This window comes from Pseudomonas sp. GW821-FHT02H09, from assembly GCF_059421425.1.
Map to the genome: position 1 here is coordinate 108,845 of NZ_JBWKVA010000022.1, position 21,436 is coordinate 130,280.

Annotated in this window: 24 protein-coding genes, 1 tRNA gene and 1 pseudogene; 20 read left to right on the forward strand and 6 right to left on the reverse strand. The window is 57.2% G+C overall.

Features of this window, described 5'->3' with window-relative positions; genetic code table 11:
• Nucleotides 1-613: 613 nt before the first annotated feature.
• Both AC07VR_RS25595 and AC07VR_RS25600 read left to right on the forward strand, forming a co-directional pair.
• The gene (locus AC07VR_RS25595; protein WP_495012944.1) at nucleotides 614-1,039 is read left to right on the forward strand and encodes an HIT domain-containing protein; all 426 of its coding nucleotides are present in this window, start codon (nucleotides 614-616) and stop codon (nucleotides 1,037-1,039) included.
• A gap of 3 nt (nucleotides 1,040-1,042) precedes the next feature.
• Entirely contained in the window at nucleotides 1,043-1,249 is a 207-nt protein-coding gene (locus tag AC07VR_RS25600) for a SlyX family protein (RefSeq protein WP_489073069.1), read from the forward strand.
• 93 nt (nucleotides 1,250-1,342) lie between these two features.
• Here the strand turns inward: AC07VR_RS25600 and AC07VR_RS25605 are convergent, their stop codons facing one another.
• Complete coding sequence (locus tag AC07VR_RS25605) at nucleotides 1,343-1,945, reverse strand: cold-shock protein (RefSeq protein WP_494992085.1); 603 nt, start codon at nucleotides 1,943-1,945, stop codon at nucleotides 1,343-1,345.
• 382 nt (nucleotides 1,946-2,327) lie between these two features.
• Here AC07VR_RS25605 and AC07VR_RS25610 point away from each other — a divergent pair.
• The 18 genes and pseudogenes from AC07VR_RS25610 to nadA all read left to right on the forward strand — a co-directional run.
• Nucleotides 2,328-2,483, forward strand: a pseudogene (locus AC07VR_RS25610) (hypothetical protein); the annotation flags it as partial.
• A 159-nt stretch (nucleotides 2,484-2,642) separates the two neighbouring features.
• Nucleotides 2,643-2,864 (forward strand): FmdB family zinc ribbon protein, encoded by a 222-nt coding sequence (locus AC07VR_RS25615; protein ID WP_010457489.1) that lies wholly within the window; start codon nucleotides 2,643-2,645, stop codon nucleotides 2,862-2,864.
• 107 nt (nucleotides 2,865-2,971) lie between these two features.
• Nucleotides 2,972-4,747 (forward strand): aspartate--tRNA ligase, encoded by a 1,776-nt coding sequence (gene aspS / locus AC07VR_RS25620; protein WP_495012945.1) that lies wholly within the window; start codon nucleotides 2,972-2,974, stop codon nucleotides 4,745-4,747.
• Between the two features lie 114 nt (nucleotides 4,748-4,861).
• Nucleotides 4,862-5,608 (forward strand): YebC/PmpR family DNA-binding transcriptional regulator, encoded by a 747-nt coding sequence (locus AC07VR_RS25625; RefSeq protein WP_495012946.1) that lies wholly within the window; start codon nucleotides 4,862-4,864, stop codon nucleotides 5,606-5,608.
• A 180-nt stretch (nucleotides 5,609-5,788) separates the two neighbouring features.
• Nucleotides 5,789-6,313, forward strand: coding sequence for a crossover junction endodeoxyribonuclease RuvC (ruvC, locus tag AC07VR_RS25630; protein ID WP_258699405.1), 525 nt, complete (start codon nucleotides 5,789-5,791; stop codon nucleotides 6,311-6,313).
• A 118-nt stretch (nucleotides 6,314-6,431) separates the two neighbouring features.
• The gene (ruvA, locus tag AC07VR_RS25635) at nucleotides 6,432-7,040 is read left to right on the forward strand and encodes a Holliday junction branch migration protein RuvA (RefSeq protein WP_123426655.1); all 609 of its coding nucleotides are present in this window, start codon (nucleotides 6,432-6,434) and stop codon (nucleotides 7,038-7,040) included.
• A complete protein-coding gene (ruvB, locus tag AC07VR_RS25640) occupies nucleotides 7,041-8,102 on the forward strand; it encodes a Holliday junction branch migration DNA helicase RuvB (protein ID WP_494992087.1) in 1,062 nt (353 codons plus the stop codon). It abuts the gene before it with no gap.
• 138 nt (nucleotides 8,103-8,240) lie between these two features.
• Nucleotides 8,241-8,708, forward strand: coding sequence for a tol-pal system-associated acyl-CoA thioesterase (gene ybgC / locus AC07VR_RS25645; protein WP_494992088.1), 468 nt, complete (start codon nucleotides 8,241-8,243; stop codon nucleotides 8,706-8,708).
• Nucleotides 8,698-9,393, forward strand: coding sequence for a protein TolQ (gene tolQ, locus AC07VR_RS25650; protein ID WP_494992089.1), 696 nt, complete (start codon nucleotides 8,698-8,700; stop codon nucleotides 9,391-9,393). Before ybgC ends, tolQ begins: the two co-directional genes overlap by 11 nt.
• 23 nt (nucleotides 9,394-9,416) lie before the next feature.
• A complete protein-coding gene (tolR, locus tag AC07VR_RS25655) occupies nucleotides 9,417-9,869 on the forward strand; it encodes a protein TolR (protein ID WP_494992151.1) in 453 nt (150 codons plus the stop codon).
• Nucleotides 9,869-10,966, forward strand: coding sequence for a cell envelope integrity protein TolA (tolA, locus tag AC07VR_RS25660; RefSeq protein ID WP_495012947.1), 1,098 nt, complete (start codon nucleotides 9,869-9,871; stop codon nucleotides 10,964-10,966). The genes tolR and tolA overlap by 1 nt, the downstream gene beginning before the upstream one ends.
• A gap of 38 nt (nucleotides 10,967-11,004) precedes the next feature.
• Nucleotides 11,005-12,264, forward strand: a complete 1,260-nt coding sequence (gene tolB / locus AC07VR_RS25665; RefSeq protein WP_494992152.1) for a Tol-Pal system beta propeller repeat protein TolB — start codon at nucleotides 11,005-11,007, stop codon at nucleotides 12,262-12,264.
• Nucleotides 12,265-12,316: 52 nt separating this feature from the next.
• Entirely contained in the window at nucleotides 12,317-12,814 is a 498-nt protein-coding gene (pal, locus tag AC07VR_RS25670; protein WP_123426662.1) for a peptidoglycan-associated lipoprotein Pal, read from the forward strand.
• A 6-nt stretch (nucleotides 12,815-12,820) separates the two neighbouring features.
• A complete protein-coding gene (gene ybgF / locus AC07VR_RS25675; RefSeq protein ID WP_494992091.1) occupies nucleotides 12,821-13,648 on the forward strand; it encodes a tol-pal system protein YbgF in 828 nt (275 codons plus the stop codon).
• Nucleotides 13,649-13,829: 181 nt separating this feature from the next.
• Nucleotides 13,830-14,477: a 7-carboxy-7-deazaguanine synthase QueE gene (gene queE / locus AC07VR_RS25680; protein WP_494992092.1), complete on the forward strand. Its 648-nt coding sequence runs from the start codon at nucleotides 13,830-13,832 to the stop codon at nucleotides 14,475-14,477.
• A gap of 13 nt (nucleotides 14,478-14,490) precedes the next feature.
• On the forward strand, nucleotides 14,491-15,180 hold the full coding sequence (gene queC, locus AC07VR_RS25685) for a 7-cyano-7-deazaguanine synthase QueC (RefSeq protein WP_494992093.1): 690 nt from the start codon (nucleotides 14,491-14,493) through the stop codon (nucleotides 15,178-15,180).
• 63 nt (nucleotides 15,181-15,243) lie between these two features.
• Nucleotides 15,244-15,319: transfer RNA gene (locus tag AC07VR_RS25690), tRNA-Lys, on the forward strand.
• A 274-nt stretch (nucleotides 15,320-15,593) separates the two neighbouring features.
• Entirely contained in the window at nucleotides 15,594-16,652 is a 1,059-nt protein-coding gene (nadA, locus tag AC07VR_RS25695; RefSeq protein ID WP_494992094.1) for a quinolinate synthase NadA, read from the forward strand.
• A 750-nt stretch (nucleotides 16,653-17,402) separates the two neighbouring features.
• Here the strand turns inward: nadA and AC07VR_RS25700 are convergent.
• The 5 genes from AC07VR_RS25700 to AC07VR_RS25720 form a co-directional block, all read right to left on the reverse strand.
• Nucleotides 17,403-17,891, reverse strand: a complete 489-nt coding sequence (locus tag AC07VR_RS25700; protein ID WP_494992095.1) for an RDD family protein — start codon at nucleotides 17,889-17,891, stop codon at nucleotides 17,403-17,405.
• Between the two features lie 95 nt (nucleotides 17,892-17,986).
• Nucleotides 17,987-18,199, reverse strand: coding sequence for a cold-shock protein (locus tag AC07VR_RS25705; protein ID WP_105346577.1), 213 nt, complete (start codon nucleotides 18,197-18,199; stop codon nucleotides 17,987-17,989).
• 399 nt (nucleotides 18,200-18,598) lie between these two features.
• The gene (gene gcvT / locus AC07VR_RS25710; protein WP_495012948.1) at nucleotides 18,599-19,723 is read right to left on the reverse strand and encodes a glycine cleavage system aminomethyltransferase GcvT; all 1,125 of its coding nucleotides are present in this window, start codon (nucleotides 19,721-19,723) and stop codon (nucleotides 18,599-18,601) included.
• Nucleotides 19,724-19,765: 42 nt separating this feature from the next.
• The gene (locus tag AC07VR_RS25715) at nucleotides 19,766-21,142 is read right to left on the reverse strand and encodes an L-serine ammonia-lyase (protein ID WP_495012949.1); all 1,377 of its coding nucleotides are present in this window, start codon (nucleotides 21,140-21,142) and stop codon (nucleotides 19,766-19,768) included.
• Nucleotides 21,143-21,343: 201 nt separating this feature from the next.
• Nucleotides 21,344-21,436: hypothetical protein (locus AC07VR_RS25720; protein WP_495012952.1), on the reverse strand; the 93-nt coding region annotated here is incomplete at its 5' end.

The window sequence follows — 21,436 nt, forward strand, 5'->3', positions numbered from 1 at the left end:
TTATTATTTGTCTGAAAGTACCACTTCCAGCAGGCACCTTTTCGACGATGTGGGTGTGAATGCAACAACCGTGCACAAACACGTTTTCTGCTACCGATTTTTTCTACTACCTCGGATGGAGCTACAGAAGCCTCATGAAACCGGGGTTTCAAGATTGCTTTGTTTGAGCTTGACGGCGCTATTTTCCTCGTGTTGTACCCAATGAAAATAGCGCGGCAACCAAAAATGTTACCGGTCCACACTCTGAGTGAGTAAACGGCGGATGTTCGACGCACTCAGCGTAGACGTATTGTACGGTTTTGGTGCAAAACTTCATCAGGGTGGGCGAGATTAATACAGGGGGGACGACAGATGCAAAGTGGCGCCCCCGGCTTCTGGTGGTCATTTTTTGACGTGCCGCTATTCATTGATCCTTGATTGGGCGATTGGGCGAGAAATGTTCCATGTTGGGGCGTCCTTGGGCTGGACGGGGAGATTGCTGTTTGCGCAAGGGCGGTTGTTCGCCGTGAAGGGCGTGCCAATCGCAGGTATGCTGCTGTTCTGTCGCTTGGCGAGCAGCCGATTGAGTTGGGCGCTAAGCTGAAAACTGATGAACTGAGCGGGAGTGCGCGCGGTGTTCGCTTTAGATCCACGACTTCAACAAGACACGGTACCGATCGGGGACTTCCCCTTGTGTCGGTTGCTGTTGTCCAACGATTCGAATTACCCCTGGTTCATCCTGGTACCGCGTCGCGAGGATATCAGTGAGTTGTTTCAGTTGGATGCGGCGGATCAACAGCAGCTATGGCAAGAAACCACGGCATTGGCAGAAATGCTCAAGGACTCGTTCGATGCGGACAAGTTGAATGTTGCGACCTTGGGTAATGTGGTCAGTCAACTGCACATGCACGTTGTTGTGCGTAAGCGTGAAGATGCCGCATGGCCGGCACCGGTCTGGAGTAAACATCCGGCAAAACCTTACAGTGCAGAGCAGGTATTAGCTGTTCGCGAGCGGCTGCGATTGGTGTTGACTGATGATTTTCAGTTTCTGGAGGGCTGAGCAATGAGCTCTGAAGCGAGAATTACCGAGTTGGAAAGTCGGCAGGCTTTTCAGGATGACACGATTCAACAGTTGAGCGATGTGCTCGCCACACAGCAACGGGTGGTCGAGCGTTTGCAATTGCAGATGGCCGCGCTGCTCAAACGCCAGGAAGAAATGGCCGGGCAGTTCGAGTCTTTCGAGGAAGACGCTCCGCCGCCGCATTATTGATTGCTTTGGATGCCTCAACAGGCAGCCATTAAAAAACCGCGAGCAGCCTGGCTGCTCGCGGTTTTCTTTTTTTGCAGGGATAGGGGGCTGAAATCAGCGGCGTGGCAAAGCAGCGATCACGTCTTCAGCTTGCAGGCCTTTATCACGGTTCATGACGGAGAACTCCACGCGCTGGCCTTCGACCAGGACGCGATGCCCTTCACCCCGTATAGCACGGAAGTGCACGAAAATATCATCACCAGAGTCGCGGGAAATAAAACCGAAGCCTTTAGAGGTGTTGAACCACTTGACGGTACCGGTATCGCGATTGGTCATGTCGTAACTTTGTGGGGCAGCTGCTGGCGACGGAGTATAGAAACTGATGGCCAGGTGCAGGAGAACGGCGATCAGTGCAGTCAGAAGGCTGACCAGGATGGCCGGTTGGCCACCAATTACTGGCAGAGGAGCGAGCAGCGTAAGGGTTTGCAGGACGACAGCAAGCACCAGCAGAGCGCTGACCAGATTTTGCAGTTGATAACGGGGGCCTTTGTTCCAGTAAGGAATAACTGGAGCGAGGGTCAGGTTGAGCAAGCCGAAAAACGCCAGATAAAGCGCATCGGGTTGTTGCAGGTAAGGTACGGCTTCGGATCGCAGGCTAGGGATAAAGGACAGCAGCAGGGCTGCGGCGCCCGTTAGCAGATGGACGATTTTCAACATTTTGATTAACTCACGTTAAGACGGATCACAAGGAAGAGCTGATTGCGAACGTTCGCTTCTGAACAATATGAGGCGCTGGACACGTACGCGGCATCAGCCTATGCGCTGCAGTCAGAGAAATGGACTTCAGCGACACATCCCTATTTAACAGCAAAGCCGGGCCCTTCTCAAATCAGGCGCTGCCGCCAAATGTGCCCGTTGATCGCCGGCCTGGAAGTTGTTGCGCCCGTTTGTCTTGTAGAGGCTCGTTCTAGACGGGTGATCAGGATTTTCAGGCTGCCCGCAGTTTTTTCACCGGCAGCTGAAATCGGTCGTCGTCCTGGCGTTCGGAGGTCACGGCGCTTGCCGAGCGAATTCGGGCTCCTGGTTTTCCAACCCCGGGATCTTCCCGTTGCTTGATAAAGTCAGTGATGAGCCGACGGCGGATCTGCTGACCCAGCGTATGCAGGTCGATGAAAAGACCGCGTGGATGCTGCGCTCGTTGCTGGATCATGGCAGATGGCCACAAGCGCTCTGGCGCGGTGGCCGCATAGCTTGAGCAGCAGGCGTTGCCAGCAGCTCTATAGGGATGAACGCCAACCTGTGCAGTCATACGGCTGCACAGGCTCGATTTAATGGATATAATCGCGCCCTTTGCTGCGTAGCCCGGGCTATTCGTGCGGGCGCGGGCTGTAGAATTGATTGCCGAGACAACTCCATGCCGATGTACGACTATCAATGTGCTTCCTGCGGTCATCAACTGGAAGCCATTCAAAAGATCAGCGCGGCGCCGCTGGTCGACTGCCCTGCCTGCCAGGCGCCTGAACTGAAAAAAATGCTGTCCATGCCCGGGTTCCGCCTCAGCGGTACCGGCTGGTACGAGACTGACTTCAAGACAGGTTCGAAGAAGAATCTGGCCGGCGGCGACAAAGCTGACTAAGTTGAACGACACGCGCGAGCTCTTGCATCACAGGCACCTTATTGAAGTGCGGTGGTGCGGCAAGACCTCCAATCGAATTTCGAATTACGAGAAGTGAAACCACTACCATGATGCGCAGCCATTATTGCGGCCAACTGAACGAAAGCCTGGAAGGTCAGGAAGTTACCCTTTGCGGATGGGTCCACCGTCGTCGTGACCACGGCGGGGTGATTTTCCTCGATATTCGTGATCGTGAAGGTCTGGCCCAGGTGGTGTTCGATCCGGATCGCGCCGAAACCTTCGCCGCCGCCGACCGTGTGCGCAGTGAGTACGTAGTCAAAATCACCGGTAAGGTGCGTCTGCGTCCGGCTGGTGCCGGCAACGCCAACATGGCTTCCGGTGCTATCGAAATACTGGGCTACGAGCTGGAAGTGCTGAACGAAGCGGAAACCCCGCCGTTCCCGCTCAACGAATACTCTGACGTTGGCGAAGAAACCCGCCTGCGTTATCGCTTCATCGACCTGCGTCGTCCGGAAATGGCCGAGAAGCTGCGTCTGCGTTCGCGCATGACCACCAGTATCCGTCGCTACCTGGACGAGAATGGCTTCCTTGACGTCGAGACGCCGATCCTGACCCGTGCCACGCCAGAAGGCGCACGTGACTATCTGGTGCCGAGCCGTACTCACGCAGGTAGCTTCTTCGCCTTGCCGCAATCGCCGCAGCTGTTCAAGCAACTGCTGATGGTTGCCGGCTTCGATCGTTACTACCAGATCGCCAAGTGTTTCCGTGACGAAGACCTGCGTGCCGACCGTCAGCCGGAATTCACCCAGATCGACATCGAAACCAGCTTCCTCAACGAAGCCGACATCATCGGCCTGACCGAAGGCATGATCCGCAACCTGTTCAAGGAAGTGCTGGGTCTGGAATTCGGTGAGTTCCCGCACATGACCTGGGACGAGGCCATGCGTCGTTACGGTTCCGACAAGCCGGACCTGCGTAACCCGCTGGAACTGGTTGACGTTGCCGACCAGCTTAAGGAAGTCGATTTCAAGGTCTTCAGTGGCCCGGCCAACGATCCGAAAAGCCGTATCGCCGCTCTGCGCGTTCCGGGCGGGGCGAGCATGCCGCGCAGCAAGATCGACGACTACACCAAGTTCGTCGGCATCTACGGTGCCAAGGGCCTGGCGTACATCAAGGTCAACGAACGCGCCAAAGGCGTCGAAGGCTTGCAGTCGCCAATCGTCAAGAACATCCCTGAAGCCAACCTCAATGTGATCCTTGATCGCGTTGGCGCGGTCGATGGCGACATCGTGTTCTTCGGTGCCGACAAGGCCAAGATCGTCAGCGAAGCCCTGGGCGCGCTGCGGATCAAGGTCGGTCATGACCTGAACCTGCTGACCTGCGAGTGGGCACCGATGTGGGTCGTCGACTTCCCGATGTTCGAAGAGAACGACGACGGCAGCTTCACCGCATTGCACCACCCGTTCACCGCGCCGAAGTGCACGCCAGAGGAGCTTGAAGCCAACCCTGCGACCGCGCTGTCCCGTGCCTACGACATGGTGCTGAACGGCACCGAGCTGGGTGGCGGTTCGATCCGTATCCACCGCAAGGAAATGCAGCAATCGGTATTCCGTCTGTTGGGTATCAGCGAAGCGGAACAGGAAGAGAAATTCGGCTTCCTGCTCGACGCCCTGAAGTACGGCGCACCACCCCACGGTGGTCTGGCTTTTGGTCTGGACCGTCTGGTGATGCTGATGACTGGCGCCCAGTCGATCCGTGAAGTGATCGCCTTCCCGAAAACCCAGAGTGCTGCCTGTGTCATGACTCAGGCACCAGGTCTGGTGGATGCCAAGGCATTGCGCGAACTGCACATCCGTCTGCGCGAACAGCCTAAGGCTGAGTAAGATCGACCACAAAGGCGTATCGATCGATGCGCCTTTGTGTCAGGTCCAGATTGTGTTGCCCGCTCGCCTTCATGGGCGTGCGGGCATTGTTTTAAAGAGAATTCGGAGCGAGTTATGGCAGGTCATTCCAAGTGGGCGAACATCAAGCACCGCAAAGAACGTCAGGATGCCAAGAAGGGCAAGATTTTCACCAAGTGGATTCGTGAACTGACTGTCGCGGCCCGTCAGGGTGGCGGTGACCCGGGTTCCAACCCGCGTCTGCGTCTGGCGCTGGACAAGGCCCTTGGTGCGAATATGAGCCGTGACATTATCGACCGCGCGGTTGCCCGTGGTGCTGGCGCTGCCGACACCGATGACATGGTCGAGCTGAGCTACGAAGGCTATGGCCCGGGCGGCGTAGCGGTGATGGTCGAGTGCATGACCGACAACCGTAATCGTACCGCAGCGGCTGTACGCCATGCGTTCAGCAAATGCGGCGGCAACCTGGGGACCGACGGTTCGGTGGCTTATCTGTTCGAACGCAAGGGGCAGATTTCCTTTGCGCCAGGCATTGATGAAGATGCGCTCATGGAAGCAGCCATGGAAGCCGACGCTGATGACGTGGTCACCAACGAGGACGGCTCGATTGACGTGTTCACCTCGTTCGCCGGTTTCTACTCCGTGCGTAATGCCCTGGAAGCGGCCGGTTTCAAAGGTAATGACGCGGAAATCGTGATGTCGCCGACCACCAGCGCCGAACTGGACCTGGAAGGTGCCGAAAAAGTCCTCAAGCTGATCGATATGCTTGAAGACCTGGATGACGTGCAGAACGTGTACTCCAACGCAGATATCCCGGAATCGGTGGCCCAGCAGCTCGGCTGATCGACCCCGTCACTGCAGGAAGCCTGGCTTGCCAGCGATGAGGCCCTTGAGCCTTGCGCCGGTCTTCAGATTGCCATCGCTGGCAAGCCAGGCTCCTGCAGCTCAGGTGTCGGTCTCCCGTTATGTCTCGCCGACGCTGCCTGTTCCATGCCGGCCTCATTCTCTAAACCCGCAGGCGTTATGACTTTAATTCTTGGTATCGACCCCGGTTCACGCATTACCGGTTATGGCGTGGTACGCGATACCGGCCGTGGCTGCGTGTACGTGGCCTCGGGCTGTATTCGTACCGGCAGCGGCGAGTTACATGAACGGTTGCAAATTGTTTATCGCGGTGTGCGCGAAGTCATTCAGACCTACGGTCCGGTCACCATGGGGATCGAAAAGGTCTTTATGGCCCGCAATGCTGACTCGGCCCTGAAGCTCGGCCAGGCTCGCGGCGCCGCCATCGTCGCCGGTGCCGAAGAAAGCCTGGAAATCGCCGAATACACCGCAACCCAGGTCAAGCAGGCGGTAACCGGGACCGGTTCGGCGAATAAAGAGCAGGTGCAGATGATGGTCATGCACATGCTGAAACTGACCAGCAAACCGCAAATCGATGCCTCGGACGCCCTGGCAATCGCCATTTGTCATGCCCACACCCGCTCCAGTCTGTTACCTCATGGTCTGGGCACGGCTCGCAGTCGCGGCGGTCGCCTTCGCCTCTGATCTGATAGCATCAGCCCACTCATTTTGTCCGTTGAGCGTTTTGCGCCTGTCCTGTCGGCGATCACGCTCACTTTGTTACCCGTAAGCCAGATCTGGCCAACGCTTAAGGATTTGAAACGTGATTGGACGTTTGCGCGGCACCTTGGCTGAGAAACAGCCGCCGCACCTGATTCTGGATGTAAACGGCCTGGGCTATGAGCTGGAAGTGCCGATGACCACGCTTTATCGACTGCCGTCGGTCGGAGAGACGATCGCCTTGCACACCCATTTGGTCGTGCGCGAAGACGCCCAATTGCTCTACGGTTTCATTGGCAAGCGTGATCGCGATTTTTTTCGTGAGCTGATCCGCCTCAATGGCGTGGGCCCCAAGCTGGCGTTGGCCTTGATGTCGAGCCTTGAAGTCGATGAATTGGTGCGCTGCGTGCAAGCGCAGGACACTTCAGCGCTGACCAAGGTGCCGGGCGTCGGCAAGAAGACTGCCGAGCGTTTGCTGGTGGAGCTCAAGGATCGCTTCAAGGCCTGGGAAACCGTGCCAAGCATGTTCGCACTGGTACCGAACCAGCCGGATGCACCGATGCCGGTGGTCACCGCCGAAAACGATGCGGTGAGCGCGCTGATTTCCCTTGGCTACAAGCCGCAGGAGGCCAGCAAGGCGATTTCTGCCATCAAGGAGAAAGGTTTGAGCAGTGAAGACCTGATTCGTCGCGCCCTGAAGGGAATGATTTAAGTGATTGAAGCTGATCGTCTGATCGCCGCCACGGGTGGCCCCCGTGACCGCGAGGAAGTCCAGGACCGGGCGATTCGTCCCGTCAGCCTGGCCGAGTACATCGGCCAACCGACCGTTCGCGAGCAAATGGAGCTGTTTATCCAGGCCGCCCGTGGGCGCAACGAATCGCTCGATCACACGCTGATCTTCGGCCCGCCGGGTCTGGGTAAAACCACCCTGGCCAACATCATCGCCCAGGAAATGGGCGTGTCGATCAAAAGCACCTCGGGTCCGGTACTTGAGCGTCCGGGTGACCTGGCGGCGCTGTTGACCAATCTTGAACCCCATGACGTGCTGTTCATCGATGAGATCCATCGGCTGTCGCCCATCGTCGAGGAAGTGTTGTACCCGGCCATGGAAGACTTCCAGCTCGACATCATGATCGGCGAAGGGCCGGCGGCGCGTTCGATCAAACTCGACCTGCCGCCGTTCACCCTGGTCGGTGCCACCACTCGCGCCGGGATGCTGACCAACCCGTTGCGTGACCGCTTTGGTATCGTTCAGCGTCTGGAGTTCTATAGCACTGCGGATCTGGCCACTATTGTCGGTCGCTCGGCCGGGATTCTCGGCTTGCCGCTGGACCCGGAAGGCGCGTTCGAAATCGCTCGCCGGGCCCGCGGTACGCCGCGGATCGCCAACCGTTTGCTGCGCCGGGTGCGGGATTTCGCGGAAGTGCGGGCTAAGGGGCACATCACCAAGCCGATTGCCGACCTGGCGTTGAACCTGCTGGATGTCGATGAGCGTGGTTTCGACCATCAGGACCGACGCCTGTTATTGACCATGATCGAGAAGTTCGATGGTGGCCCGGTGGGGGTGGACAGTCTCGCGGCGGCCATCAGCGAAGAGCGGCATACCATCGAGGATGTGCTTGAGCCATATCTGATCCAGCAGGGCTACATCATGCGCACCCCGCGTGGGCGAGTGGTGACCCGGCATGCGTACCTGCATTTCGGTTTGAACACTCCTGCGCGCATGGGTGAGATGCCCGTGGCAGACGAGTTTCTGGATGCCATAGACGATTAATGAACCCTTCGCGTTGATTTTTTCGCCGATTGCGTGGTCCCAAAGGCTGGCATCGCGATGATTTCGCAAGAAAACGCGTTCGAAAATGAAAAACAGTTGCCTGGCCGGATTGGCAACCTGAGGAGTAAGCACTAGAGTATGCGCGCGCAAAACGGGCTGGAGTCGTTCGCACATCGTTGTCGCGTTTATTACGAGGACACCGATGCCGGCGGCATCGTGTATTACGTTAATTACCTTAAGTTTATGGAACGGGCTCGAACCGAGCGGCTACGCGAACTGGGCTTTGCCCAATCGCAGCTTGCAGGGGAGGACCTGTTGTTCGTCGTGCATTCCAGCGAAGCGCGCTATCACGCGCCGGCGCGACTGGATGATGAGCTTCTGGTAAGTGCTGAAGTAATCGAATTGAACCGCGTCAGCCTGCGCTTTAAACAGCAAGTCAGGCGGGCTACGGATAATGCACTGCTCTGCGAAGGGCAGTTTTTGGTGGCCTGTGTGCGCACCCATAGTTTGAAACCCCGGGCCATTCCCGAAGCTCTACGTGCGGCCTTTGCCGACGTGAGCGGCGCGGGTACACACTCAGAGCAGGAGATAAAGCGTGGAAGCTAACGTCGTCGACCATACCTCCATGTGGAGCCTGGTCAGCAATGCCAGCGTCGTGGTGCAGTTGGTAATGCTGATCCTGGTAGCCGCATCGGTGACCTCGTGGATCATGATCTTTCAGCGCAGCAACCTGTTGCGCGCCGGCCGCCGTGCCCTGGAGGGCTTTGAAGAGCGCTTCTGGTCGGGTATCGACCTGTCGAAACTCTATCGTCAGGCCGGTAGCAACCCGGACCCGGACTCAGGCGTAGAGCAGATTTTCCGTGCCGGTTTCAAGGAGTTCTCCCGTCTGCGTCAGCAGCCAGGCGTTGATCCGGAAGCGGTCATGGAAGGCGTGGCGCGTGCCATGCGCGTGGCCATTTCCCGCGAAGAAGAAAAGCTCGAGCAGAGCCTGCCGTTCCTCGCCACCGTGGGTTCCGTCAGCCCGTACATCGGTCTGTTCGGTACGGTCTGGGGCATCATGAACTCCTTCCGTGGTCTGGCGGCTGCCCAGCAAGCGACCCTGGCCACTGTGGCTCCAGGTATCGCCGAAGCGCTGGTCGCGACCGCTATCGGTCTGTTCGCAGCCATTCCTGCGGTAATCGCTTACAACCGTTTCGCCGCTCGCAGCGAAACCTTGATCGGCCGTTACTACACCTTCGCCGATGAGTTCCAGGCGATCCTGCACCGTAAAGTGCACACCAGCGAAGAATAAGCAGGTAATTCCCAATGGCTTTAATCGCTCGAGCTCGCAAAAAGCGCAAGCCGGTTGCCGAGATGAACGTAGTGCCTTACATCGACGTGATGCTGGTGCTGCTGGTCATCTTCATGGTGACCGCACCGATGCTCAATCAGGGCGTGAAAGTTGATCTGCCCAAGGTTTCCAGCGAAGCCTTGCCGCAAGACAACAACACTCAGGTCCTGACCATTTCGATCAAGGCTGACAAGACCTATTACTGGAACCTTGGCAGCGAAGTCAACACCGACAAGCAGCAGGACAAGGCGATGACCTTGCCGCAGATGACCGACGCCGTGACCAAGATCATTCGCGCCGGTACAGAAGGTGGCAAGCGTACCCAGGTCTTCATCCGCGGCGATAAAACCGTCGATTATGGCTCCGTGATGGGGGCAATGGGTGGGCTGCAGAAAGCTGGGGTCGGTAATGTTGGCTTGATTACCGAGGCGCCCTGATGCACCAACAGCGAGAGCCGTCCGCCTCGGAAAGCTACTTCTGGCCTAGCGTTTGGGCATTAGCCCTGCACGTTCTGGTGTTTGGCATGCTGTTCGTCAGTTTCGCCATGACCCCGGACTTGCCGCCAGCCAAGCCGATTGTCCAGGCGACCCTGTATCAACTGAAATCGAAAAGTCAGGCAACTACCCAGACCAATCAGAAGATTGCGGGTGAGGCGAAGAAATCCGCCGCACGTCAGACCGAAGTCGAACAGATGGAACAGAAGAAGGTTGAGCAGGAAGCGGTAAAGGCTGCGGAACAAAAGAAAGAAGAGTCAGCTCAAAAGGCCGAGGAAGCGAAAAAGGCCGACGAGGCCAAGAAGGCGGATGAAGCCAAGAAGGCGGATGAGGCGAAGAAGGCTGAACAAGCCAAGAAAGCCGACGATGCCAAGAAGGCTGCAGAAGCAAAAAAGGTTGAAGAGAAACAATTGGCTGATATAGCCAAGAAGAAGGCTGAAGAGGAAGCCAAGAAAGAGGCTGAAGAAGAGGCCAAGAAAAAGGTCGCTGAGGAAGCCAAGAAAAAAATTGTCGAAGACGCGAAGAAGAAAGCCGCGGACGACGCCAAGAAGAAAGCTGAAGCGGACGAGGCGAAGAAGAAAATCGCCGAGGATGCGAAGAAGAAAGCTACTGCCGATGCTGCCAAGAAAAAGGCAACTGACGCGGCGCGTAAATCGACCGAAGAGAAAAAGGCTCAGGCCCTGGCTGATTTGCTTTCCGACAAACCACAGCGTCAACAAGCCCTGGCCGATGAGCGGGGCGATGAAGTCGCCGGCAGTTTCGACGATCTGATTCGTGCTCGGGCAGCGGAAGGTTGGGCACGACCTCCTTCGGCACGCAAGAACATGACGGTAGTACTGCAGATTGGCATGTTGCCGGACGGTACGGTGACTTCGGTGACTGTGGCCAGGTCCAGTGGTGATGGTCCGTTCGACAGTTCTGCTGTAGCGGCGGTCAAGAACATTGGTCGTTTGACAGAAATGCAGGGAATGAAACCAAGCGATTTCGCTCCCTATCGTTCATTCAAGATGACATTCACACCTGAGGATCTAGCCTTGTGAGAAACCTTCTTCGAGGATTGCTTGTCGTTATTTGCTGCATGGCAGGGATAGCGGCAGCGGATGAAAAAAACATTCTGGTCACCAGTGGCAGTGACCGGGCCACGCCGATTGCAGTAGTGCCATTCGGTTGGCAGGGCGGCAGCGTGCTGCCGGACGACATGGCGGAAATCATCGGTAATGACCTGCGCAACTCGGGTTATTACTCGCCAATTCCGAAGCAGAACATGATCGGTCTGCCGACTCAGGCCAGCGAAGTCATTTATCGTGACTGGAAGGCTCTTGGTGCCCAGTACATCATGGTCGGTAGCATTGTTCCTGCCGGCGGTCGCCTGCAGGTGCAGTACGCACTGTTCAACGTCGCCACCGAGCAGCAAGTGCTGACCGGCAGCGTGTCAGGCAGCGTCGATCAACTGCGCGACATGTCTCACTACATTGCTGACCAGTCGTTCGAGAAGCTTACCGGCATCAAAGGTGCTTTCTCGACGCGCATGCTGTACGTGACTGCCGAGCGTTTTTCGGTGAGCAACACGCGTTACACCTTGCAGCGTTCCGACTATGACGGCGCGCGCGCAGTGACCTTGTTGCAATCGCGCGAGCCAATCCTGTCGCCGCGTTTCGCACCTGATGGCAAGCGTATTGCCTACGTGTCGTTCGAACAGAAGCGCCCGCGCATCTTCGTTCAGCACATCGATACTGGTCGCCGCGAGCAGATCACCAACTTTGAAGGCCTCAATGGCGCGCCAGCCTGGTCGCCGGATGGCACGAGACTGGCTTTTGTACTGTCCAAAGACGGTAATCCGGATGTTTATGTAATGAATCTGGGGTCGCGTCAGATCACTCGCGTCACCAGTGGTCCAGGCATTAATACCGAGCCGTTCTGGGGTAAGGATGGTTCAACCATCTACTTCACGTCGGACCGTGGCGGCAAGCCGCAGATCTACAAAACCAGCGCAGGTGGCGGCGGTGCGGAGCGTGTGACCTTTATCGGTAACTACAACGCCAACCCGAAATTGTCAGCAGACGAGAAAACGCTTGTCATGATTCACCGTCAGGATGGCTTCACCAATTTCAAGGTGGCGGCTCAGGATTTGCAACGCGGTAGCGTAAAAATCCTAACTGATAGCACTCTGGACGAGTCGCCTACTGTCGCGCCCAACGGCACCATGGTAATCTACGCCACCCGCCAGCAGGGCCGGGGAGTCTTGATGCTCGTGTCCATTAATGGACGCGTAAGGCTCCCGCTTCCTACCGCTCAAGGCGAAGTCAGAGAACCTTCCTGGTCCCCTTACCTGAACTGACGCGGCGCTACACGTTGTACTTAACACATTGGGGTTCATTAGGAGTTTCACGATGGAAATGCTGAAGTTTGGTAAGTTTGCTGCGCTGGCTCTGGCCATGGCTGTAGCTGTAGGTTGCTCGTCCAAAGGCGGCGACAACGCCGGTGCAGGCGCTGTTGATCCAAACGCTGGTTACGGCGCTAACACTGGTGCTGTGGATGGCTCCCTGAGCGAAGAAGCTGCTCTGCGCGCAATCACTACCTTCTACTTCGAATACGACAGCTCGGACCTGAAGCCAGAAGCCATGCGCGCTCTGGACGTTCACGCCAAAGACCTGAAAGCAAACGGCGCTCGCGTTGTTCTGGAAGGCAACACCGACGAACGTGGTACTCGTGAGTACAACATGGCACTGGGCGAGCGTCGTGCGAAAGCCGTTCAGCGCTACCTGGTACTGCAAGGTGTTTCCCCAGCTCAGCTGGAACTGGTTTCCTACGGCGAAGAGCGTCCAGTTGCTACCGGCAACGACGAGCAGTCCTGGGCTCAAAACCGTCGCGTCGAACTGCGTAAGTAATTCGTCATGCGAACGTGCCGTCGTGCTGTAACTGTTTTGGCTCTCAGCCTCATGCCGCTTGCGGTGTGGGCTGCGGTTCCTGTGGTCGATGACAACAACTCCGGTTATAACAATAGCGGGAGCAGTTATCCGCCTGCGGGTTACGGTACGAACGGCGCCTATGCCGGGGGAGGGGTTTCGGCTCCTGTCTCGGCACAGGGTGAGCTGTTCAACCAACTGCAACAAATGCAGGAGCAAATCGCCCGGCAACAAGGTGTGATTGAAGTTCTGCAAAATGATGTTGCGCGCATGAAGCAGGAAAACCTGGAGCGATACCAGGATCTTGATCGGCGTATTGGAACCGGCGGCGCACCTGCCGCGGCTCCTGATAATTCTTCTGCTGGTGGCGATGTCAATGCCGCCGGTGCAGCTGCAGCGCCTGCCACTCAGGCTCCTGCAGCAAGTAGCGAACCGGGTGATCCGGCGAAGGAAAAGCTGTATTACGACGCAGCCTTCGACCTGATCAAGGCCAAGGATTTCGACAAGGCCAGCCAAGCCTTCGCCGCATTCCTGCGCAAATACCCGAACAGCCAGTATGCGGGCAACGCTCAATACTGGTTGGGTGAAGTGAACCTGGCCAAGGGCGACCTGCAAGGTGCCGGTCAGGCTTTTGCCAAGGTTAGCCAGCTGTACCCCAAGCACGCCAAAGTGCCGGATTCGCTGTACAAGCTTGCTGATGTAGAGCGCCGACTGGGTCACACCGATAAGGTCAAAGGCATTCTGCAGCAGGTTGTGAGCCAGTATCCGGGCACTTCCGCCGCTCAGCTGGCCCAGCGTGACTTGCAACGTATGTAAGCATGTAGCTTGTAGAAATAGTTACGCCGTTTTGAAGAAACCCGCGCCCATTGCGGGTTTTTTCGTTAGAATTCATACCCTTTTTATGAAACACGCTTCTTGGGATTCGCGCGGTTGCGGGGTTCCTTGAAGTGCCTGACGGAGGCGGACAGCCTGTTTAGCTGTTACGCCCGTGGCGACTATGCAAGACACATTGAGAATCACCGAAGTCTTTTACTCGTTGCAGGGTGAAACGCGGACTGCCGGGCTGCCCACAGTATTTGTGCGTCTGACCGGTTGCCCATTGCGTTGTCAGTACTGCGACAGCGCCTACGCTTTCAGCGGTGGCTCGATCATGTCCCTGGACAGCATCCTCGAACAGGTTGCCGGCTACCGCCCGCGCTATGTCTGTGTGACCGGCGGTGAGCCGTTGGCGCAACCCAATGCCATTCCTTTGCTCAAGCAGCTGTGTGATGCCGGATACCAGGTGTCGCTGGAAACCAGTGGCGCTCTGGATATTTCTGCGGTCGATCTGCGGGTCAGTCGGGTTGTCGACTTGAAAACACCTGGCTCCAAAGAGGCTCAGCGTAACCGCTATGAAAACATCGAGCTGCTGACGCCAAACGATCAGGTCAAGTTTGTCATCTGTTCTCGTGAAGACTACGACTGGGCAGTGTCCAAACTGATTCAGTACGGTCTGGATCGGCGTGCCGGCGAAGTATTGTTCTCGCCCAGCCATCATGACTTGAATGCTCGCGACCTGGCTGACTGGGTTGTTGCGGACAACCTGCCAGTGCGCCTGCAACTGCAGCTGCATAAATATCTTTGGAATGACGAGCCGGGGCGCTGAAATGACTGAGCAAATGAATCAACAGCTATCTAATGAGAAGCGTGCGGTAATTCTGCTGTCTGGCGGCCTTGACTCGGCAACTGTCGTGGCCATGGCACGCGCCGACGGTTACAGCTGCTACACCATGAGCTTCGACTACGGTCAGCGTCATCGGGCCGAGCTGGATGCCGCTGCTCGGGTCGCCCGGGATCTTGGCGTCGTCGAGCATAAGGTGATCGGTCTGAATCTGAACGGCATTGGTGGCTCGGCTCTGACCGACAGCTCTATCGATGTGCCGCAAGCGCCAAGCGAAGGCATTCCGGTGACTTACGTGCCGGCGCGCAATACCGTGTTCCTCTCGCTCGCTCTTGGCTGGGCGGAAGTGCTCGGCGCGCGGGACATCTTTATAGGCGTCAATGCGGTGGACTATTCCGGTTACCCGGATTGTCGTCCAGAGTTCATCGAGGCATTCGAGCGTATGGCTAACCTGGCGACAAAGGCCGGGGTAGAAGGGCAGGGCTTCCGTATCCAGGCACCGCTGCAGAACTTGAGCAAGGCCGATATCGTCAAGGCAGGTGTACGACTTGGCGTCGACTACGGGCTGACGGTGTCCTGCTATCAGGCGGATGATAACGGTCGCGCATGTGGGAAATGTGACAGTTGTCGTCTGCGTGCTGAAGGCTTCTCTGCGGCGGGAATCAGCGACCCAACACGTTATTTTTGATTTATTTCATTTAGGGTGTTGAATTCCCGTTAAAAATCAGTATTATACGCGCCACCACACAGCGGGTCGTTAGCTCAGTTGGTAGAGCAGTTGGCTTTTAACCAATTGGTCGTAGGTTCGAATCCCACACGACCCACCATTTTAGATGTAGATGTTTGAAAATCTGGAAGGCCCACGAAAGTGAGGATTTCCAGATTTTTTTTTGCCCTGGATTTTATCGCTGTCCAATCAGGGCGCTTCACTGTTTTACGCAGGTCAGAATCATCTTTTGAATCCAGCGGATATTCTGTAGCCTTGCGCAGCTGCAATACTGTCCATGCCTGATGGACCCACTCTCCCGGCGGTACCCTGAACGGTCCAGAGCCGGTGGTATACTCGACTTTCGCGCACTAGCGCTTGCAGGTCTTGCGAACATGACGCAAATTTCCGAACGCCTTCTGGTTCAAGCCCACCTCGACGCCAAACAGCCCAAACCGCTAAGCGCCGAAGAGGAAGCCTATTACCGTGCTGCCATCGCTGCTGAGCTCAAGGCTCAGGACGCTGTACTGGTTGCCCACTTCTATTGCGATCCGGTCATTCAGGCTCTGGCCGAAGAAACCGGCGGCTGTGTGTCCGACTCGTTGGAGATGGCCCGCTTCGGTAACGCCCATCCGGCCAAGACTGTGGTGGTCGCCGGAGTGAAATTCATGGGCGAGACCGCGAAAATCCTCAATCCGGAAAAGCGTGTGCTGATGCCGACCCTGGAAGCGACCTGCTCGCTGGACCTGGGTTGCCCGGTGGACGAGTTCTCGGCGTTTTGTGATCAGCACCCTGAGCGCACGGTGGTGGTGTATGCCAACACTTCAGCGGCCGTCAAAGCCCGCGCTGACTGGGTCGTGACTTCCAGCTGTGCACTGGAAATCGTCGAGAGCCTGATGGATAACGGTGAGACGATCATTTGGGGCCCGGACAAGCATCTGGGCACTTATATCCAGCGCCAAACCGGTGCCGACATGTTGCTCTGGGACGGTGCCTGCATCGTTCACGAAGAGTTCAAGTCCAAGCAGCTCGAAGACATGAAGGCGCTGTATCCGGATGCGGCGATTCTGGTTCACCCCGAGTCGCCGACTTCGGTCATCGAACTGGCCGATGCAGTGGGTTCTACCAGTCAGCTCATTGCAGCTGCGCAAAAACTGCCAAACAAGACGTTTATCGTGGCCACCGACCGCGGCATTTTCTACAAAATGCAGCAGCTGTGCCCCGATAAGGTCTTCATCGAGGCGCCAACGGCCGGTAACGGTGCGACATGCCGCAGTTGCGCGCATTGCCCGTGGATGGCGATGAATACCCTTGAACGCACGCTACAGGCCCTGCGAGAGGGGGCCAATGAGATCTTCGTTGACCCGGCGCTGATTCCCCAGGCCATTCGTCCGCTCAAGCGCATGCTCGATTTTACCCAGGCTGCACGCATGAAGCTGGCGGGCAATGCCTGATCCCTGTAGGAGCCGAGCTTGCTCGCGATGACGGCCTGACAGCCGGCCTGGCTCCTGCGGATGTACACAGATCAAATGTGGGAGCGGGCTTGCCCGTGAAGGCGGCCTGACAGCCGGCCTGTCTCCTGCGGATATACGCCGATCAAATGTGGGAGCCGAGCTTGCTCGCGATGGCGGCCTGACAGCCGACCAATCTCTTGCTGGTGTACATATCCGTTTCTGCGGTAACGGCCACTTTAGGTTCCGCCCTTACGGCGGGTCACTTGGAAAAGCCCCAAGTAACCAAGGGCTTTTGCCCCTTTCGTTCGGCCCTTCGCCTAGGCTCAGGGTGCCCTCGCTCCGGTCCTGCTCCGTGGGCCCGCCGCCATCGGCCATCCATGGCCGGGGGCGGCTAACCCGGCATCCATGCCGGGTTGCCCACTGCGCAGAACCTCTACTCGGCCTCTCGAGGGGGCGGTGCATCAAGATCAAAAGCGAGGCGGCCGACCGGCCGGCCTGAGCTTACGCGCACGCGATTCCCTGTAGGAGCTGCCGCAGGCTGCGATCTTTTGATCTTTTGATCTTGCCGTTGCTGTTGCTTTGCTTTGCTTTGGATCTGCCTGCCCCTTTCCCAGAGGCCGAACGCAGGCGTTGCGTGAAACGGATATGTACCCAATCCCAGACAGCCGTTACCGCAGAAATGGATATGTACTCAAAATCAGAAGATCGCAGCCTGCGGCAGCTACAGGTTTTATGTACATCGACCTGAAGCTACTTCGTCTTCTTCGGAATCCGCACCAACTGGCTGTTTGAGTAGATGTCGTGCCAGCTGCGTTTCTGTTTGTCGAACAACGACCAGATGAAACCCAAACCTACACAAAGCAGCGAAGCAATCGACACGACAAAGCGCAGCAAGGCCTGCCACAGGCTGATAGCTGTACCGTCGGGGTTCTGTACGCGAATGCACCAGACTTGCATGCCAAGGGTCTGGCCAGACCAGGACCAGAATTTGGCGAAGAAGCCGAACAGGACGAAAAACAAAATCGTTGATAGCAGCGGATCACCGTCCAGTGCACCGGCATCTGTCAGGGCGCGCATTTTAGCTTCGCCAATGATCGCCATTTGCACCATCTTGTAAATGCCTCCGGTGACGATCAGCAGGGCGGTGCACAACAGGAAGTCATAGAACATCGCTGCCAGGCGGCGGCCCAGGCCTGCGGCGGGAAAGTCGCCTTGAGGGCTTAGCAGGTGTTTCGACATGACAGGACTCTCGGCTGAAAAAAGCCATTTTACGGAATTGCGCGCACAAAAAAGCCCCTGATGTCAGCATCAGGGGCTTTTTGTTGCAGTCGGGATTAACCTTCTGCTTGTACTTCGTCAGCCTGCATGCCTTTCTGGCCTTGCACGGCAACGAAAGTCACTTTCTGGCCTTCTTTCAGGCTCTTGAAGCCGCTGCCCTGAATCGCGCGGAAATGGACGAACAGATCCGGACCGCTTTCTGGAGTGATAAAACCAAAACCTTTTTCGTCGTTAAACCACTTGACGGTACCGCTCTGACGTTGGGACATTTCTTATTTCCTTTGACGCAAAAATTAATGACAGCCTCTTTCTAATGAAAGAGTACTGGGGCTGGTTGCAGGAAAGTAAGAGACGTCGAACGGGTTGTAGCAAACTTATGGCTACTGCCCAGGTCACGGTTCCAAGCGACCCATGCAAACACAGTGAAGAAACTCTACGCCAACTAAGGGAGAAAAAACAAGCCCTCAGAAGCCGCGGTTTTACTCAGCGTGGGGTCGTTTACAGACTGGCGATGTCGCTTATTCGATAGAGCTGTTCAATTGTTTTCGATCGTTATAAACCAAGTTCATTATCGAAATTTATAGCCAGCCGCATGCACTGTTTGGTGGCGGTTGCGTTACAGATTAGTGCACTGTTAACGCAACCGCGTTACTTATAGAAACAGTCAATCAACCGCGATAGTAGCGTTGTGGAACAAATGGCATTTTGCTTACATTCATAGGCACCTTTTTCCCACGTACAATTGCCCAGACGGATGTATCAAGTGCCATGTAGTGGCTGTCGAGGTAACCCATGGCCAATGGGCCACCCAATGTTGGTCCAAAGCCGCCGCTGCACACGCTGCCGATCACTGTGCCTTCTTCGTTGACGATTTCTGCGCCTTCACGCACTGGCGTGCGCTCCTGAGGTAACAGGCCGACCCGTTTGCGGCTCACACCGGCTTGCTGCTGAGTGAACACGGTTTCTGCGCCAGGGAAGCCACCGGCACGGGAGCCATCGGCGCGACGAGCCTTGGAGATGGCCCAGAGCAGGCTGGCCTCGATAGGCGTGGTCTCGGTGTTCATATCGTGGCCATAGAGGCACAGGCCGGCTTCCAGGCGCAGCGAGTCGCGAGCGCCGAGGCCGATTGCTGCCACTTCCGGTTCGGCCAGCAGTGCGCGGGCCAAGGCTTCTGCGTTGGCGGCCGGTACGGAGATTTCGAAACCGTCTTCACCGGTGTAGCCGGAACGGCTGACGTAGCAGTCCACGCCCAGCAACTTCACGCTGGTGAATTGCATGAAGGTCATTTTCGACACGTCAGGTGCCAGGCGTGCCAGTACCGTTACCGCCGCCGGGCCTTGCAGCGCGAGCAGGGCGCGTTCTTCAAACAGTGGCTGAATCTCGCACTGGTCGCCGATGTATTTGCGCAGGTGCGCGAGGTCCTGATCCTTGCAGGCGGCGTTGACCACCAGGAACAGTTCATCGTTACCGAGGTTGGCGACCATCAGGTCATCGAGTATGCCGCCGGTTTCATTGGTGAACATCGCATAACGTTGCATCCCCACCGGCAGGTCGATGATGTCCACCGGCACCAGGGTCTCCAGTGCCTTCGCGGCGTTGGCGCCGGTCAGGCGAATCTGGCCCATGTGCGAGACATCGAACAACCCGGCCTGATCACGGGTGTGCTGGTGTTCTTTCATCACGCCCAGCGGGTATTGCACCGGCATGTCGTAACCGGCGAATGGGACCATGCGCGCGCCGAGCTCCAGATGCAGGGCGTGCAGCGGGGTTTTCAACAGTTGTTCGGTGGACATGTTCAGCTCCTGAAAAAATGCACTGATGCAGCCAGGCTCGCATCAGCACTCAATGATGTTGACCGCCAAACCGCCGCGGGCGGTTTCCTTGTATTTGCTTTTCATATCGGCGCCGGTCTGGCGCATGGTGCGAATGACCTTATCGAGGGAGACGTAGTGTTGACCGTCGCCGCGCAGGGCCATGCGCACCGCATTGATGGCTTTTACCGAGCCCATGGCGTTGCGCTCGATGCACGGCACCTGAACCAGGCCGCCAATGGGGTCGCAGGTCAGTCCGAGGTTGTGTTCCATGCCGATCTCGGCGGCGTTTTCCACTTGCTGCACGGTGCCGCCCAGCACTTCGCAGAGTGCCCCGGCGGCCATTGAGCAGGCGACACCGACCTCGCCCTGGCAGCCGACTTCGGCGCCGGAGATCGAGGCGTTTTCCTTGTATAGAATGCCAATGGCCGCCGCGGTGAGCAGAAAACGCACCACACCGTCTTCGTTGGCTCCCGGGATAAAGCGCATGTAGTAGTGCAAAACCGCAGGAATTATCCCTGCTGCGCCATTAGTCGGTGCAGTGACCACGCGACCGCCGTTGGCGTTTTCTTCGTTGACCGCCAAGGCGTACAAATTGACCCAGTCGAGTACCGACAGTGGATCGCGCAGGGAGGCTTCGGGGCTCTTGCACAATTGCCGATGCAGCGCTGCCGCACGGCGTTTGACCTTCAAGCCGCCGGGCAGAATTCCCTCGTTGCGGCAACCGGCGGCGACGCAGTCCTGCATCACTTGCCAGATATTCAGCAAGCCGGCACGGGTTTGCGCTTCCGGGCGCCAGGCGCTTTCATTGGTCAGCATCACCTGGCTGATGGACAGGCCGTAGGTGGTGCAATGATCGAGCAAGTCCTTGGCACTCTTGAACGGGAAGGTCAGCGGCGTGCTGTCTTCGACAATGCGGTCAGCGCCCGCAGCATCTTCATCGACGACGAAGCCACCACCGACCGAATAATACTCGCGGCTACGAACCTGCAAACCGGCGGCATCGAAGGCACGAAAGATCATGCCGTTGGGGTGATAGGCCAAGGGTTTGCGGATCATCGCCAAGTGGAGTTTTTCGTTGAATTCTATGCTGTGTTCACCGAGCAGGTTCAAGCGTCCGTTGCTGCGAATCTCGTGCAGGCGGGCAGCAATGGTCTCGGTATCCACGGTATCCGGGTGTTCACCTTCCAGGCCCAGTAACACGGCCTTGTCGCTGCCGTGGCCCTTGCCGGTAGCGCCGAGCGAGCCGTACAGCTCGACTTTGACGCAGGTGGTTGCCGCCAGCAGGTTTTCACGACGCAGGCCTTCGACGAAGCGCGCAGCGGCACGCATCGGGCCGACGGTGTGGGAACTGGAGGGGCCGATGCCAATCTTGAACAGGTCGAACACGCTTAACGACATGGTTGTTCTCCGGTTTCTTGTTATGAGGATCGACGCAGATTCTGAGAATTGGCAAAGATCCTTGTGGGAGCGAGCTTGCTCGCGATAGCGGTGTGACAGGCAGCATTGACGTCGACTGACACGGCCCCATCGCGAGCAAGCTCGCTCCCACAGGGTATTGTGGTGACCATGAGGGGGCGAGCAAGTCGCCCCCTCATTGGTTTAAGCGTAGCTTTCGATCGACGGGCAGGCGCAGATCAGGTTGCGATCGCCGAACACGTTGTCGACCCGACCGACCGGTGGCCAGTACTTGCC

Excerpts from the sequence above, each read along its gene's own strand:
- AC07VR_RS25600 (WP_489073069.1), top strand. The coding sequence starts at position 1,043 with ATGAGCTCTGAAGCGAGAATTACCGAGTTGGAAAGTCGGCAGGCTTTT.
- AC07VR_RS25605 (WP_494992085.1), bottom strand. The coding sequence starts at position 1,945 with ATGTTGAAAATCGTCCATCTGCTAACGGGCGCCGCAGCCCTGCTGCTG.
- AC07VR_RS25615 (WP_010457489.1), top strand. The coding sequence starts at position 2,643 with ATGCCGATGTACGACTATCAATGTGCTTCCTGCGGTCATCAACTGGAA.
- aspS (WP_495012945.1), top strand. The coding sequence starts at position 2,972 with ATGATGCGCAGCCATTATTGCGGCCAACTGAACGAAAGCCTGGAAGGT.
- AC07VR_RS25625 (WP_495012946.1), top strand. The coding sequence starts at position 4,862 with ATGGCAGGTCATTCCAAGTGGGCGAACATCAAGCACCGCAAAGAACGT.
- ruvC (WP_258699405.1), top strand. The coding sequence starts at position 5,789 with ATGACTTTAATTCTTGGTATCGACCCCGGTTCACGCATTACCGGTTAT.
- ybgC (WP_494992088.1), top strand. The coding sequence starts at position 8,241 with ATGCGCGCGCAAAACGGGCTGGAGTCGTTCGCACATCGTTGTCGCGTT.
- tolA (WP_495012947.1), top strand. The coding sequence starts at position 9,869 with ATGCACCAACAGCGAGAGCCGTCCGCCTCGGAAAGCTACTTCTGGCCT.
- tolB (WP_494992152.1), top strand. The coding sequence starts at position 11,005 with ATGGCAGGGATAGCGGCAGCGGATGAAAAAAACATTCTGGTCACCAGT.
- pal (WP_123426662.1), top strand. The coding sequence starts at position 12,317 with ATGGAAATGCTGAAGTTTGGTAAGTTTGCTGCGCTGGCTCTGGCCATG.
- ybgF (WP_494992091.1), top strand. The coding sequence starts at position 12,821 with ATGCGAACGTGCCGTCGTGCTGTAACTGTTTTGGCTCTCAGCCTCATG.
- queE (WP_494992092.1), top strand. The coding sequence starts at position 13,830 with ATGCAAGACACATTGAGAATCACCGAAGTCTTTTACTCGTTGCAGGGT.
- queC (WP_494992093.1), top strand. The coding sequence starts at position 14,491 with ATGAATCAACAGCTATCTAATGAGAAGCGTGCGGTAATTCTGCTGTCT.
- nadA (WP_494992094.1), top strand. The coding sequence starts at position 15,594 with ATGACGCAAATTTCCGAACGCCTTCTGGTTCAAGCCCACCTCGACGCC.
- AC07VR_RS25700 (WP_494992095.1), bottom strand. The coding sequence starts at position 17,891 with ATGTCGAAACACCTGCTAAGCCCTCAAGGCGACTTTCCCGCCGCAGGC.
- AC07VR_RS25705 (WP_105346577.1), bottom strand. The coding sequence starts at position 18,199 with ATGTCCCAACGTCAGAGCGGTACCGTCAAGTGGTTTAACGACGAAAAA.
- gcvT (WP_495012948.1), bottom strand. The coding sequence starts at position 19,723 with ATGTCCACCGAACAACTGTTGAAAACCCCGCTGCACGCCCTGCATCTG.
- AC07VR_RS25715 (WP_495012949.1), bottom strand. The coding sequence starts at position 21,142 with ATGTCGTTAAGCGTGTTCGACCTGTTCAAGATTGGCATCGGCCCCTCC.